We start from the raw sequence: 14,958 nt of genomic DNA, 5'->3' as shown, positions 1-14,958 counted from the left end.
TGACCCGAAGCGATGAATGCAGAACAGGAGTAGAAAAACATGTCAGACGCATATGTTTTTGAGATGAAAGATATTACAAAAGCATTTGGCCGCAATGTTGTGCTTGACGGAGTCAGTATTTCCATAAAGCCCGGAGAAGTCCGGGCTCTTATGGGAGAGAATGGTGCAGGAAAGTCAACTCTGATGAAAATTTTAGGCGGCATTATCAGTGCAGATTCCGGCACAATTTTTATGAACCAAAAAGAGGTTTCTATCAGAAATGTAGAGGATGCCAGAACCTTCGGAGTCAGTTTTATTCATCAGGAAATCACTAATATTCCGGAGATGACTATTGCAGAAAACATTTTTCTTGGAAGGGAACCGAAAAATCATTTAAAAATGGTGGATTACCGGAGAATGAAAAAGGAGGCCCAAAAAGCTCTCGATGCTTTGGGACTAGAACTGGATTCCGGAATGCTCATCCGCGGCTTGTCCGTAGCTCAGCAGCAGATGATTGAGATTGCGAGAGCAGTCAGCGAAGGGGCAAAAATTTTAATTCTTGATGAACCAACTGCTTCCTTATCGAAAAGTGAAACTGACAATCTGTTTTCCCAGATTGACCGTTTGAAAAAAGCCGGAGTTGCCATGATTTACATATCACACCGTATGGAAGAAACCTTTAAGGTATGCGATTCCGTTACTGTGCTTCGAGACGGTAAATTCATTGGAACCAGGCAGACCAGTGAAACAACAGAAAACGAACTGATCAGCATGATGGTCGGACGTGAGTTTAACAATATGTACGGGAATGAGCGCGTCATTGGGGGCGATGTAATCCTGGAAGTAAAACATTTGACAACCGATAAAGTTACTGATATCAGCTTTGCATTGAAAAAAGGGGAAATACTTGGATTTTCCGGACTGGTGGGGGCTGGGCGTACAGAACTGGCACTGGCAATATTCGGAATTGACAGCATACAGTCAGGGGAAGTCTGGCTGGAGGGAAAACAGCTTACAATCAAAAAACCGAAGGATGCCATATCAGCAGGCATTGCTCTTGTGCCGGAAGAACGCAAGGAGCAGGGGCTTTTTCTGGGGCACAGCATTGCAACCAACCTGACTTTTCAGGTACTTTCTGAATATATACAGCGGTTACAGGTAGATAAGAAGAAAGAGAAGAGTATCGTTGATGAATTTAAACAGAAGCTTTCTATTAAGATGGCTTCGACTGAACAGACAGCGGGAGAATTATCCGGCGGAAACCAGCAAAAAATCGTCATATCAAAGTGGCTGGCTGCAAAGCCCAAGGTCCTGATTCTGGACGAGCCTACAAGGGGAATTGATGTGGGGGCAAAGGCTGAGATTTATAAACTGATGCATACCCTGGCTCAGGAAGGGGTTTCTATCATTATGATATCTTCCGAGCTTCCTGAAATTATTAACAATTCCAGTCGGATCGCCGTTATGAGGGAAGGTTGTCTGGCGGGAATCATCGATCAGACAGTAACGGAAAGCTCGCAGGAAATGATCATGTCATATGCAGTGGGAGGAGAACATACAACATGCTAAGCAAGAAGAATCAACCAGAGACAGCGCAGTTAAAAGCACCGGGCCTCTGGGATACCAATCCCTTTCTGATCTGGCTGAAACGAAATATGGCAGCCATGATCGCCCTGGTTTTCTTATGCGTCTTATTATCATTCACAACCGATACCTTTCTTGTGAAAAATAATTTATTCAGCGTTTTACGGCAGGTGTGTGTGAACTGCTTTATCGCTTTTGGAATTACCTGTGTCTTAATCTGCGGAGGCATTGATTTGTCAGTCGGTTCTGTTGTGGCAGCAGCCGGAGTAATAGCCGTACGATGCGGGAATGGAGGACTTCCCCTGATCGCAGTATTTCTGATTCCTTTGTTGTTTGGAGCACTTATCGGCTTTATGAACGGATTTGTCATATCCCATACCACACTTCCTCCCTTTATTGTCACACTGTCCATGCAGATTATCGTCCGTGGTGTCAGCTATATTTTAACTGGCGGACAGCCTGCACAGTCCAATAACGAAACATTTAACAACATGGGCGTTGGAAGCTTTCTGGGAGTGCCGATCCCTGTTATCTTTGTAGGCGTGGCTTTTGTAATTCTGTATTTTATTATGAACCGCACCTCCTTTGGGCGTCATGTCTATGCGACAGGCGGTAACAAAGAAGCGGCCAAATATGCAGGTGTAGATACCAGATGGATTCAGGTAAGAGTCTATGTCATGAGTGCGGTTATGGCTGCACTTGCCGGAGTCGTTCTGGCAGCAAGACTTTACTCCGGACAGCCGTCAGTCGGGGAAGGATTTGAGCGTGATGCCATTGCAGCTTCTGTTCTTGGCGGAACCAGTTTTAACGGTGGAATTGGTACCTTGGGGGGAACAGTAGTTGGTGTTCTCATCATTGGTGTTTTAAATAATGGAATGAATCTTCTTAAAATCAACAGTTACTGGCAGTTTGTAGTAAAAGGATTTGTAATTCTGGGTGCAGTATACGTGGATTATCTAAAGAAGAAAAGTTCTATGAGAAAATAAGTATTTACATAGAAAAGACGGAGGCATAAGGACATGATGGACATAGATGAATTAAAGAAGATATGCAGCGAAATCCGTAAGGATATTATTAATATGACTGCCGATGCAGCCAGCGGTCATCCGGGAGGCTCTTTATCTGCGGTAGAACTGATGGCAGGGCTCTTTTATACACAGATGAAAGTGGATCCTGAGAACCCGGATATGGAAGACCGTGACCGGTTTGTGTTAAGCAAGGGTCATGCAGCACCCTGCTATTACGCAGTGCTTGGAGAGATGGGATTTTTTGATAAGGCAGAGTTTAAGAATTTCCGCCAGCTTCACAGCATTCTTCAGGGTCATCCAGATGCGAAAAAAGTGCCTGGCATTGACGCCTCCACAGGTTCCCTGGGACAGGGGATTTCCATTGCAGTGGGCATGGCCCTTGGCGCAAAGGCTCAGAAAAAGGATATTAAGGTTTATGCCCTTTTAGGGGACGGAGAGTTGCAGGAAGGCCAGGTCTGGGAGGCATGTATGGCAGCTGCCAACTATCATCTTGACAATCTGACCATTATTATTGATAACAACGGACTTCAGATTGACGGAACCAATGATCAGGTAATGTCTTTGGGAGATTTATCTTCTAAATTCAAAGCATTTGGTTTTCAGGTACTGGAGCTTCCAGATGGAAATAATTTAGAAGAGGTACTGGCAGCATACTCCATCAGTACCATGGAAGGAAAACCAAAATGCATTCTGGCTCACACGGTAAAAGGAAAAGGCATCTCCTTTATGGAAAATCAGGTTGGCTGGCATGGGAAAGCACCAAATGAAGAAGAAAGACAGCAGGCATTAAAGGAACTGGAGGCATAGACATGAGTGAATTAAAAGCAATCAGAGTGGCATACGGCGAAGCCCTTGCCAGTCTTGGAGAAGAAAATGAAAAGGTGGTTGTACTGGATGCGGATCTGGCTCATGCAACCATGACGGCAACCTTTGGATCAAAATTCCCGGAGCGTTTTTTCAATGCAGGAATTGCAGAGGCCAATATGGTGGATATGAGTGCAGGACTGTCTACCATGGGATATATTCCTTTTTGCAGTACCTTTGCCATATTTGGGGCAGGACGTGCTTATGAGCAGGTGCGTAACGGAGTTGCTTACCCTAATTTTAACGTAAAGCTTGGTATGACTCATTCCGGAATCACCCTGGGAGAAGACGGCGGAAGCCATCAGGCAATTGAAGATATGGCTCTGATGCGGGTGATTCCAGGCATGACCGTAGTAGTTCCCTGTGATGCCAATGAGACTCACCGTGCTGTAAAGGCCGTTGCTGAAATGAAAGGCCCGGCATATTTAAGGCTGGCGAGACTTCCAAGTCCGGTATTTGAAGAGGATATGCCTTTTGAAATCGGTAAGGCAAATGTGCTGAAAGAAGGAACGGAAGCAGTTGTATTTGCCTGCGGAATTATGGTAGCGACTGCCCTTGAATGTGCAAAACGCCTGGAGTCAGAAGGAATCAGTATTACGGTAGTTAACATGCATACCATCAAGCCAATTGATAAGGACTGCATTTTAAAATATGCATCCGGCTGTAATCATGTCATAACAGTAGAAGAGCACAGCACCATCGGAGGACTGGGAGATGCAGTAGGAGATGTTCTGTTAAATAATAAGTGCAATGTGTCCTTTAAAAAGATCGGAGTGGAGGATCGCTTCGGACAGTCAGGAAAACCGGAAGAGCTACTGGAAGAGTACGGACTCAGTGAAAAACAGGTATATAATCAGATAAAAGGAGTGTTAAACAAATGAAAATCGCATTGATTAATGAAAACAGCCAGGCTGCCAAAAACGGAATCATTTACACCAGTTTAAAGAAAGTGGCTGATACAAAGGGCTATGAAGTGGATAACTACGGTATGTATTCTCCCGAAGATAGCTGCTCCCTCACCTATGTGCAGAATGGAATCCTGGCAGCAATTCTGTTAAATTCCAGAGCAGCGGATTACGTAGTGACCGGCTGCGGAACCGGGCAGGGAGCCATGCTTGCATTAAACAGTTTCCCGGGAGTGATCTGCGGTCTGGTAACAGATCCAAGTGACGGCTACATGTTTGCCCAGATCAATGATGGAAATGCCATTGCCATGCCTTTTGCAAAGGGCTTTGGCTGGGGAGCAGAGCTGAATCTGGAATACGCGTTTGAAAAACTGTTTTCGGAAGAGAGCGGACAGGGCTATCCAAGGGAGCGGGCAGTTCCGGAACAGCGCAATAAAAAGATTTTGGACGGAGTGAGAGAGAACAACTTAAAAGATCTTATTACCTGCTTAAAAGGACTGGACCAGGATCTGGTAAAGGGTGCACTGGGCGGTGAGAAGTTCAAAGAACTGTTTTTTGCAAACTGCAAGGATGGATCAATTCTTGAATATGTAAAAAGTCTGCTTGCTTAGGAGCTGAGTGATGATAACGAATATACCGTCAGGAATTGCCCATGTGGCAATTCCCACAGATGATCCGGAATTAACCGTTTCCTTTTATGAAAATCTTGGCTTTATCCGACTGGTTGACCATGGCGTCAGAGGAATGCTTCAGTGTCAGACCTGTGTGATTGAATATTATCCCAGACGTCAGGAGGAAAAACTGGCTGGCTGTATCGATCACATTGCCCTGACCTGTGAACACCTGGACGAAGCCTATGAGGAAATTCTGGCACAGGGCCACCAAATGATTACAAATGGAATTGAATCCAATGAGATGTTTGCTCCAAGAACCAACCGTTTCTTCCTTTTTAAAGGTCCTAATGGAGAGAAGATTGAATTTTGCAAAATTTACGAATAGATGAGAAGACCGGAGCGTAAAGGAGAACTGTCATGAGATTTTTTGTTGATACGGCAAATACGGAAGATGTAAAAAAGGCAAATGATATGGGGATTATCTGCGGAGTAACCACGAACCCATCCCTGATTGCCAAAGAAGGAAGAGATTTTTCAGAAGTAATTAAAGAGATTGCTTCGATTGTAGATGGCCCCATAAGCGGTGAAGTGAAAGCAACCACAACAGATGCGGTTCACATGATCAGCGAGGGTAGGGAAATTGCAGCCATTCACCCCAACATGGTAGTGAAAATCCCTATGACAGCAGAGGGATTAAAAGCAGTAAAGGTTTTAACTGCAGAAGGAATCAAAACAAATGTAACTCTTGTATTTTCGGCTGCTCAGGCTTTGCTGGCCGCCCGTGCAGGAGCAACTTATGTATCACCGTTTTTAGGCCGCCTCGATGATATCTCCATGCCGGGTATTGATTTAATCCGGGACATTATGGAGATTTTCACCCAGCATGGAATTGAGACGGAGATTATTGCAGCCAGTATCCGAAACCCCATTCATGTAATTGACTGTGCAAAGGCAGGGGCAGATATTGCTACGGTTCCTTACGGTGTACTGGCACAGATGATCCGACATCCGCTGACGGATCAGGGGATTGATAAATTTGTTGCTGATTATAAAGCTGTATTTGGAGAATAGCTTTGAAATTAAGAACGAGACCGCTATGGTTTCGTTCTTTTTCATATCTGGTTAATTGAGATCTCTGGCGTTATTTTGTATCATAATTAAATATTGTACGAGTTGGAAATGTATAGTAATATGCTATCAGGAGTAACCGAATACAGGGTAGAACATTCCTGATTGCATTGCTTACATATATAGGAAAAAAATAGCCTGCCCTGACGCAAACAGGATAGGCTGGCTCATGGCGACATGAGCAGTTAGTCAATCAAGGGAGCTTCCACCTTGTGTGGCGGTTACTCTTTTGTAATTCAAATATAACACATGAAAGGCAGAGTTGTAGAGTGTAATTAATATATTTAGCTATAAAACTCTTCAATAATTTATGTATATCATATTGAAAAATTTCGTTAAAGATGTTAGAATATAGCAATAAACAAGTTAAAATATTTGATAGTAACTAAATTAATATGAAATATTGGACAACCTTGTTTATAAAAATGATTATTTATTATAAAGGAGGATTAAGATTATGCTTAACAAAGAGATTGTTGCTAAGATAAACAAACAGATTAATTTTGAACTTTACTCCGCATATGCATATCTGGATATATCGAACTATTATGCAGACCAGAATTTAAACGGGTTTGCTAACTGGTTTAAAATACAGACTCAGGAGGAGCGGGATCATGCAATGCTGTTCATGGATTACCTTCTTCAGAATGGAGAAAAGATTGTTCTTTCGGATATTAAGGCCCCTTCCTTCGCTTTCACCGATTTCCGCCAGCCGGCCATGGAAGCCTATGAACATGAGATTAAGGTAACAGCTTCCATTCACGACATTTACGGAGCCGCTTATGAAATAAAGGATTTCCGTACCATGCAGTTTCTTGACTGGTTTGTAAAGGAACAGAGTGAAGAAGAGAAGAATACGGATGAGATCATTAAGAGATATGATCTGTTCGGCAGTGATGCAAAGGGACTTTATCTCCTGGATACGGAGCTGGCAGCCAGAGTCTATACTCCGCCTACGCTGGTAATCTGATTTTTCAGGCCGGGGTCCAGTAATTAAATAAAGGTAGAACCCCTATAGGCAGGGGTAAAACGCTTAAAAAAGAAGGATTCTTCAGATGGAAGAATCCTTCTTTTTTTGCGTGCCCGCCGGTCACATGTTCTAATGCAATGTCATTAACTTTAGATCACCATTGTAATTGGTATTTACATATGTTTTAGCCAAATCGATCAGACATTTATGAGGCGGTGTCATAATTAAATCCTTACGGTAAAGAATTGAATGAATTCTGTACAGTTTCGGTTCCAGTGAAAAGCAGGTAATCATCTTGTGAGGAAGCTGATATTCAACAGGAATAAAACCCACTCCGATATTGCTGGATACCATGTCACAAATAGACTGAACATGAGAGGTCATGCAGGCAATGGTGGGATTAAATTCCTCCTTTTCAAAAAAATCTTCGATCAGATACCGGATACAGGAACCTTTGTGCTGCAGTATGAAAGGAGAACCGTGAAAATGTTCCAGAAGCTGTGTGCTGGTAAGAGAACGCTGGCGGTTCCCGCTTGCCTTTTGGGAATAGGGATGGCTGCTGGGGGCAGCAAATACAACCTCTTCTTTTTTCAGTTCAATACTCTGACCTCTGTACTTTTCCATGGAATTGGCAGTTACAAAAGCCAGGTCTATTTCCCCTTTTGAAATAAAATTGCTGGTAGACCACAGATTGTCATCTGACAGTACCAATTCTACCTTCGGGTAATATTTACGGAAATCAGCCAGGATACAGGAGAGCATCTGCATGGCGCTGGAAGCGGAGGTGCCAATGCGGATCCGGCTTGAATTTGAGACACGTTTTATATCTTTTTCCAGATTTGAAGTTAATGAAATTACTTTTTTTGCGTATTCTGCGTAGAGGTTTCCCACCGGAGTCAGTAAATAGGTACCTCCGGACCTTTCAAAAAGCGGTGAACCAAGTTCCTGTTCCTGCTTGGTAAGGAACTGGCTTAGCGTAGGTTGTGAGATGTACAGTTTTTTAGCTGCTTTCGTCATATTTCCCGTTTCAGCCAGTGCGAGAATATATTCTAAATACCTGATGTCCATGGAAGGCCTGCTTTCTTTTGCTGTGAGTTTTAGTTATAGGCAGTGACTATAGTAAAAATAGGAAGGGGTTATTGGAAAAAATGCATAATAAAATATATAATTAGAACTGGAAAGTGGTTTAAAATTTACATTGAAAAGGAGATGACGCGATTTATTATTCAAAATCATCTATATTTTCATTATAACAGAGTGTGTCTATAATGAAAACACTAAAAATAACAGAATAAAAAACGAGTCATGCGAGGAGGGAGGAATATGGCAGGCTATAAGTTCCTGCTATAAAGTAGAAATGAAAGCATACATAATAAAACGTACCGGACAGATGATACTGATTATTTTTCTGATATCCATCTTTACATTCATGCTGGTATCGTTGATTCCTGGTGATCCTGTATATGCCATGCTGGGACAGGAGGTATCTCAGGAAGAATATAAGAGGGTGTTTCATGAATTAAAATTGGATCAGCCGATTATTCACAGGTATTTCAGCTGGCTGGCGGGTGCAGTCCAGGGGGATTGGGGACAGTCCACCCAGTTTCATAAAAGTACTTTGGAAATTATAAATGAACGGATTCCCATAACCTTATTTTTTTCAATCAGTGCATTTATCATAAGCATTCCCCTGGGAATCCTGTTCGGTGTAATCAGCGCAGTATATAGGGGAAAACCGGCAGATACGGCAGTCACTCTTGTAGCCAACATAACAGCATGCCTGCCCCAGTTCTGGATTGCACTATTAGTCATGTATGTATTTGCAATGAAACTGGGCTGGCTTCCTTCTTACGGCTTTACCTGGTTTCATGAGGATCCGGTGACTGCGATCAGACAGGCTGTTATGCCGCTGTTTTGTCTGGCACTTGGAGGAATTGCTACAGTGACCAGGCAGACACGTTCCAGTATGCTGGAAGTCATCCGGCAGGATTATGTCAGAACTGCAAAAAGCAAGGGACTGTCACAGCGGAAGGTCATCTATGTGCATGCTCTTAAAAATGCCCTGATACCCGTTATCACCATCCTTGGAATGCGCCTTGGTTCCATGCTGGCAGGTTCCATGTTTGTGGAATCCGTGTTTAACATTCCAGGAATGGGCTCTTTATTTGTTAAAGCGATTCAGTCAAGAGATATTCCGGTTGTTCAGGCATGCGTGCTGGTCACTGCGCTGGTATCCTGTATCATCAACCTTTTGACGGATATTCTGTATGCAGTGGTTGATCCGAGAGTCAGGTTTGAATAGGGAGGCAAAATGATGAAAAACAACGGAAGATGGAAAAAGACAGTTAAAATTTTGTTTGCCAGAAAGATTGCCGCATTCAGTGCAGCGGTGGTTCTCCTCTTTATTGCCCTGGCAGTTTTCGCACCGGTTTTTGCACCGTATGACCCCAATTATGCAGATTTTGCCTCTTATCTTCAGGGACCCGGAAAAGATCATCTTCTTGGAACCGATAATTACGGGAGAGACGTGTTAAGCCGGATTATATACGGAACCAGAGTGAGTCTGATTATCGGTGTATTTGCAGTCATGATTGCCTGTGTTGCGGGAACCTTTTTCGGAATGATTGCAGGTTATTTCGGCGGAATCACAGATGACATTATTACAAGAATTATGGAAGCCATTCGGGCAATCCCCCAGATTATTCTCGCTATGGCCCTGACTGCTGTGTTTGGAAGCGGGATCCGTAATCTGGCAATTATTCTTGGAATCTCTTCTATGGCAGGATATGTCCGGATGATGAGAGGGCAGGTGCTGACAATCAAACAGGCAGATTATGTTATGGCAGGAAAACTTCAGGGGAATAAAAATTTCAGGCTGATGTTTAAACACATTCTCCCAAACAGTATTTCACCGATTATTGTCATGATGACCCAGCAGGTGGGACAGACCATTCTGGCAGAAGCCGGACTCAGCTTTTTAGGTCTTGGAATCAGCGCACCGACTGCATCCTGGGGAGGTATGGTCAGTGACGGCCGCTTATTCCTTCTCCAGAATCCGGTATTTGCACTCACACCGGGAGTCTGCGTTGCGGTTCTCGTTATCTGTCTGAATATGTTTGGTGACGGTGTCCGGGATGCACTGGATCCAAGGCTTCGGGGTGAGGTTTGATGGGAGGAGACAAAATGGAACACTTGTTGGAACTGAAAAGTATGGAAACCTGTTTTAAGACAGACGGACAGCTTGTAAAGGCTGTTGACAACGTATCCATGTATCTGGATCCGGGTGAGATTATCGGAATTGTAGGGGAGTCGGGGAGCGGGAAATCCGTGACCATGATGAGCATGCTTCAGCTGATTGGCTCACCGGGGAAGGTGACCGGCGGTGAGGTTTATATCCGGGGAAATGAAAAGAATATGCTGGAGTATGGACCGAACAGTGAGGAAATGCGTCATATGAGAGGCGGAAAAATAAGTATGATTTTTCAGGAGCCTATGACATCCTTAAATCCGGTGCTGACCATCGGATACCAGATACAGGAAAATATTATGGAACACTTAAAGGTGGACAGGGAGGAAGCGAAAAAGCGTGCCATAGAGATGCTGAAGCTGGTTAATATACCGGATCCGCAGGATCGGTTCGACTATTATCCGCAGCAGTTTTCCGGTGGAATGCGTCAGCGTATCATGATTGCCATGGCTATGTCATCAGAACCTGAGATTCTGGTTGCAGATGAAGCGACTACGGCTCTTGATGTAACTACTCAGGCACAGCTTCTGGAGATGATCAGGGATATCGCAAAGAAAACCAATACATCAGTTATTATTGTGACTCATAATCTGGGAATTGTAGCCAGGTTTGCGGAGCGGATCTATGTAATGTATTCAGGAAGTGTTGTGGAGATGACGGATACAAAACGGCTCTTTGCAGATCCGGAGCATCCGTATACCAGAGCGCTGCTCAGAGCCATCCCAAGGCTTGACGATCCAAAGGAGCGCATTCTGATTCCCATAGAGGGGCTTCCGCCTAATCCGGCATCAAGGCCTGAATTCTGTCCTTTTTATGAACGCTGTGAATACCGCATGGACCGGTGCAGGGAATGTTCAAAACCTGCGCTGCAGGAGATAGAAAAAGGGCATTTTGCTGCCTGCCATTTATCGGAAGAAGAAAAGAGAATGAGGGCAGGAGAGATCGCAGCTAAGGAAATAAAAAAGGCCCCGGCATCAAAGGCAGGAGAAGAAATCTGTCTTGATGTAAAAAATGTCAGAAAGTATTTTCCTATTTACAAAGGGATGGTCAGAAAGAAGATCGGCGACGTAAAAGCAATCGAGGACATTGATTTTTATGTCAGAAAGGGCGAGACGCTGGGGATTGTAGGGGAGTCGGGGTGCGGAAAGACGACTCTGGCCAGATGCATCATGCGAGTGTATAAACCGGAGGAAGGGAAAATTGTATTTAATGGTACAGACATTGCAGGCTTTAGCGACAGACAGATGCACCCCTTCAGAAAAAAAATATCCATGATTTTTCAGGATCCCTTTTCGTCTCTTGATCCAAGACAGACAGCGGAGTCCATTGTAGGTGAATCACTCATCCTTCATAAGCTGGTGAAGAACAGAGAGGAGTACGGCAAAAGAGTAGATGAGCTGTTCCGTACCGTCGGGCTGGATCCGGCCCTTAAATACCGGGTACCTCATGAGTTTTCAGGAGGACAGAGACAGAGACTTGGAATTGCCAGGGCCTTATCCTCACAGCCGGATCTTATTCTCTGCGATGAACCGATATCTGCGTTGGATGTTTCCATACAGGCTCAGATTATTAATCTGCTTGAGGAGCTGCAGTCAAAGCTTGGTCTGACCTATTTGTTTATTGCCCACGATCTGGCGGTTGTCAAGCATATAAGCAGCCGGGTTCTGGTCATGTATCTGGGAAGAGTGGTGGAAATCGCTGACTGTGAGGAGCTGTACAGCAATACTCTTCATCCTTATACCAGAACACTGCTCAGTGCGGTTCCGGTCGCGGATCCTCTGGTTGAGGAAACCAGAGAGAGAGTTCCCATCAGAGGAGAAGTGCCAAGTCTTACAAACAGGCCGGCAGGCTGTCCGTTCCATGACAGATGTGATAAGGCCGGTGAACGGTGCCGCAGGGAGATACCAAGACTTCTTGATGCGGGAGAAAATCATCAGGTGGCTTGTTTCTTATACGATCAATAAAAATTAAAACAATGAAATTGAAGGAGGATTACAGAATGAATATAGCAAAGAAAGTGTTGGCATTGACGGCTTTGGCAGTTATGGCTGCAGCAATGACTGCCGGTTGCGGAGGGAGCAAAAATACCAGTATCCCGGAGACAACAACTGCAAAAAACATAGAAACAACGGCAGCAAAGACCGGTGAAAGTGAGACTGCTAAAGAAATTGCAGTAGGAGGGAAACTGGTAATAGCCATTCCGTTATCACATAATACATTCTTCCTGCCCCAGTCGACCTCGACCAGTGACCGTTTTGGCGCACAGCCGGTTATTGAATCCCTTGGACGTGCCGATGAGGAAGGAAATTATTATCCATGGCTGGCAGAGGAGTTCTACTCAGACCCGGATAATCTGATATTCACCATTAAGCTGAGAGAAGGCGTGAAGTTTCATGACGGATCGGATTGCGACGCGGAGGCAGTAGCCTGGAATATACAGAAGTATATTGACAATGGAAAAGCCAGTGAGCTTGGATCTCCTGTGAAGGTTACGGTTGTTGATGATAGAAGAATTGAAATTCAGTATGATCAGTGGTCTAACAACTGGGATAACTTAATCGGTGATATCTTTATCATTTCCAAGGAGGCCTACGAAAAGAACGGTGAGGAATGGTGCAAAACCAATGCCGTCGGAACCGGACCGTTTATCCTGGATTCCTTTATTGATGACAATAAAATTACATATACCAAAAATGAAAATTACAGGATAGAAGGACAGCCTTATGTTGACCAGCTGGAAATTGATATGATCATGGATACCAATACCATGATGTCCGCTCTTCTGAATAAAGAAGTGGGCGTGGCAATGAAGCTGGAAAATGACGCGATTATTAATACCATCAAACAGGCCGGATTTGAAAGCATTGGCAGAAAGAATGCAAACTGTGCCGATATTAAGCACATAATCTGGAACAGCAAGAGTGATAAGCATCCCATGGGAGATTTAAAGGTCCGTCAGGCGATTATGCATGCCATTGACTGGGATCAGGTAGCGAAGGCGCTGTCCGGTGGTCTGGGTGAGGCGACCCCTCTGTTTTGTACTTCAGACTCATGGGCATATTCCCCTCAGGAATTTTATGAATATAATCCGGAACTGGCAAAGCAGATGCTTTCTGAAGCGGGTTATCCAAATGGTTTTGAAACATCTATTTATACCACGTCACAGAATAATGATACGGCAACTGTATTTCAGGCCATTCTGGCTACAATCGGTATTACGGCAAAGGTGGAGGTTCTTGATGGATCCGCCCTGGCAGCAATGCAGAAGGAAGACGATATCGATGGTTTTATTGCAAACAGAGGCGCAAGTAAGATGGATTTCACCAATAATTATATCCGTCTGTATTCCTCTGAAGGAATTAAAAATCATGGAATTATGCTTCGGCCGGATGAATTTGAAACGCCGCTGTTTGCAGCCAGAGCAGCCAAAACAATCGAAGAGAAGAAGGAAAATTTACAAAAGGCAGCTAAGGCTCTTGTGTCGGATTATGTAATGATTACTCCGCTGTCTGTTGTTTATTATGAAGCATTTTCAGTGCCAGGTCTGAAAGACAGCGGAATCTATGATGTAAGTCTGGAGCAGTGGACGCCGGAAGCTGTTTACTGGACTAAATAACCGATTATTTAATTGAAAGGAGGATTCCTACATGCTGGGAAACAAGATAAAAGTACAGTCAAAGGTTGTATCTGATTATACAGATGAGCAGCTGTTATTTATTAAACAGATGGGTGTAAAATATGTATATGTTATATTTAAAGATGAGCATACGGATTATGATTCCGTGATGAAATTTCTTGAGCGTCTAAAAAAATATGATTTAACAGTAACAGATGCGGGAAATGTCCATTTATATAAGAATGATAAGATTCATCTTGGTCTGCCCGGACGGGATGAGGCGATTGAGGCATATAACCGTTTTAACCGAATTTTAGGAAAGGCGCAGATCCCGGTTGTATATATGACGTGGGAGCCAAATCAGGTGCTGACTACAAGATTCGGAGAAGGAAAAGAGACGAGAGGCGGCATTGGCCGTATTGTGGACTTAGAGGAATTAAAAACCCGCCCATACTCTCACGGCAGGCTTTATACAAAAGAAGAGATGTGGGACAATTTTAAATATTTTCTCGACAGAGTTCTTCCGGTTTGTGAGGAGGCAAATGTAAAGATCGCCCTTCACCCTAATGATCCTCCTGTTGACTGTCTCCTAGGGATCTCTAATCTCATAACTTCAGCCGATGATTACAGACATGCCTTTGAACTTTCGGGGAACAGTCCGTATCTGGGGATGAAAATGTGTTTTGGCTGCTGGCTGGAAGGAGGAGACCGGTTTGGCAATATAATAGAAGACATCCGGTATTTTGTAGAGAATAAAAAAGTATTTCTGGTTCATTTCCGTAATGTCAGTTCCACCATGCCGTATTTTGAGGAAACCCTTCTGGAAGACGGATATATGGACATGTATGAACTGATGAAGCAGCTGGTGCGTTATGATTACGACGGCGCCATCCATGTAGACCATGTACCGGTCTGGGGAGAAAGTGTCGGGGGGGAAAATTCCTCATGGGCTTACAGCACTGCATATATGAAGGCACTTCTCAACTGCGCAGCAGCAGAACTGAATCAGATACGCAGGTAACG

The 14,958-nt window shown here is 44.0% G+C and carries 14 protein-coding genes; 13 read left to right on the top strand and 1 reads right to left on the bottom strand.

Features of this window, described 5'->3' with window-relative positions; genetic code table 11:
- The first annotated feature begins 39 nt into the window (after positions 1-39).
- From ABS301_RS10115 to ABS301_RS10080, 8 genes are all read left to right on the top strand, one after another.
- On the top strand, positions 40-1,548 hold the full coding sequence (locus tag ABS301_RS10115) for a sugar ABC transporter ATP-binding protein (RefSeq protein WP_349672116.1): 1,509 nt from the start codon (positions 40-42) through the stop codon (positions 1,546-1,548).
- A complete protein-coding gene (locus ABS301_RS10110; RefSeq protein WP_349672115.1) occupies positions 1,542-2,549 on the top strand; it encodes an ABC transporter permease in 1,008 nt (335 codons plus the stop codon). The genes ABS301_RS10115 and ABS301_RS10110 overlap by 7 nt, the downstream gene beginning before the upstream one ends.
- 36 nt (positions 2,550-2,585) lie before the next feature.
- Positions 2,586-3,398 (top strand): transketolase, encoded by an 813-nt coding sequence (locus ABS301_RS10105; protein ID WP_349672277.1) that lies wholly within the window; start codon positions 2,586-2,588, stop codon positions 3,396-3,398.
- Positions 3,399-3,400: 2 nt separating this feature from the next.
- Positions 3,401-4,336 carry a transketolase family protein gene (locus tag ABS301_RS10100; protein ID WP_349672114.1) on the top strand — a complete coding sequence of 312 codons (936 nt, stop codon included), beginning with the start codon at positions 3,401-3,403 and terminating at the stop codon, positions 4,334-4,336.
- Positions 4,333-4,971, top strand: coding sequence for an RpiB/LacA/LacB family sugar-phosphate isomerase (locus tag ABS301_RS10095; protein ID WP_349672113.1), 639 nt, complete (start codon positions 4,333-4,335; stop codon positions 4,969-4,971). The genes ABS301_RS10100 and ABS301_RS10095 overlap by 4 nt, the downstream gene beginning before the upstream one ends.
- 10 nt (positions 4,972-4,981) lie before the next feature.
- Positions 4,982-5,359, top strand: coding sequence for a VOC family protein (locus ABS301_RS10090; RefSeq protein WP_349672112.1), 378 nt, complete (start codon positions 4,982-4,984; stop codon positions 5,357-5,359).
- Positions 5,360-5,391: 32 nt separating this feature from the next.
- Positions 5,392-6,045: a fructose-6-phosphate aldolase gene (gene fsa, locus ABS301_RS10085; protein WP_349672111.1), complete on the top strand. Its 654-nt coding sequence runs from the start codon at positions 5,392-5,394 to the stop codon at positions 6,043-6,045.
- 514 nt (positions 6,046-6,559) lie between these two features.
- Positions 6,560-7,072: a ferritin gene (locus ABS301_RS10080; RefSeq protein ID WP_349672110.1), complete on the top strand. Its 513-nt coding sequence runs from the start codon at positions 6,560-6,562 to the stop codon at positions 7,070-7,072.
- A gap of 129 nt (positions 7,073-7,201) precedes the next feature.
- On the opposite strand, the gene ABS301_RS10075 is transcribed toward ABS301_RS10080, so the two are convergent.
- A complete protein-coding gene (locus ABS301_RS10075) occupies positions 7,202-8,140 on the bottom strand; it encodes a LysR family transcriptional regulator (RefSeq protein ID WP_349672109.1) in 939 nt (312 codons plus the stop codon).
- A 289-nt stretch (positions 8,141-8,429) separates the two neighbouring features.
- On the opposite strand from ABS301_RS10075, the gene ABS301_RS10070 reads away from it, so the two are divergent.
- The 5 genes from ABS301_RS10070 to ABS301_RS10050 are packed head-to-tail and all read left to right on the top strand — an operon-like array spanning position 8,430 to position 14,956.
- Positions 8,430-9,374: an ABC transporter permease gene (locus tag ABS301_RS10070; RefSeq protein WP_349672108.1), complete on the top strand. Its 945-nt coding sequence runs from the start codon at positions 8,430-8,432 to the stop codon at positions 9,372-9,374.
- A 9-nt stretch (positions 9,375-9,383) separates the two neighbouring features.
- A complete protein-coding gene (locus ABS301_RS10065) occupies positions 9,384-10,241 on the top strand; it encodes an ABC transporter permease (protein WP_349672107.1) in 858 nt (285 codons plus the stop codon).
- 14 nt (positions 10,242-10,255) lie between these two features.
- Positions 10,256-12,283: a dipeptide ABC transporter ATP-binding protein gene (locus tag ABS301_RS10060; protein ID WP_349672106.1), complete on the top strand. Its 2,028-nt coding sequence runs from the start codon at positions 10,256-10,258 to the stop codon at positions 12,281-12,283.
- A 35-nt stretch (positions 12,284-12,318) separates the two neighbouring features.
- Positions 12,319-13,935 (top strand): ABC transporter substrate-binding protein, encoded by a 1,617-nt coding sequence (locus ABS301_RS10055; RefSeq protein ID WP_349672105.1) that lies wholly within the window; start codon positions 12,319-12,321, stop codon positions 13,933-13,935.
- Positions 13,936-13,966: 31 nt separating this feature from the next.
- Positions 13,967-14,956, top strand: a complete 990-nt coding sequence (locus tag ABS301_RS10050) for a mannonate dehydratase (RefSeq protein ID WP_349672104.1) — start codon at positions 13,967-13,969, stop codon at positions 14,954-14,956.
- Positions 14,957-14,958 lie beyond the last annotated feature (2 nt).

The sequence above is a fragment of the Lacrimispora sp. genome (assembly GCF_031982545.1).
Classification (GTDB): domain Bacteria; phylum Bacillota; class Clostridia; order Lachnospirales; family Lachnospiraceae; genus Lacrimispora.
The sequence above is the reverse complement of the archived record's forward strand: the minus strand, read 5'-3'. Positions and strand labels throughout refer to the sequence as shown.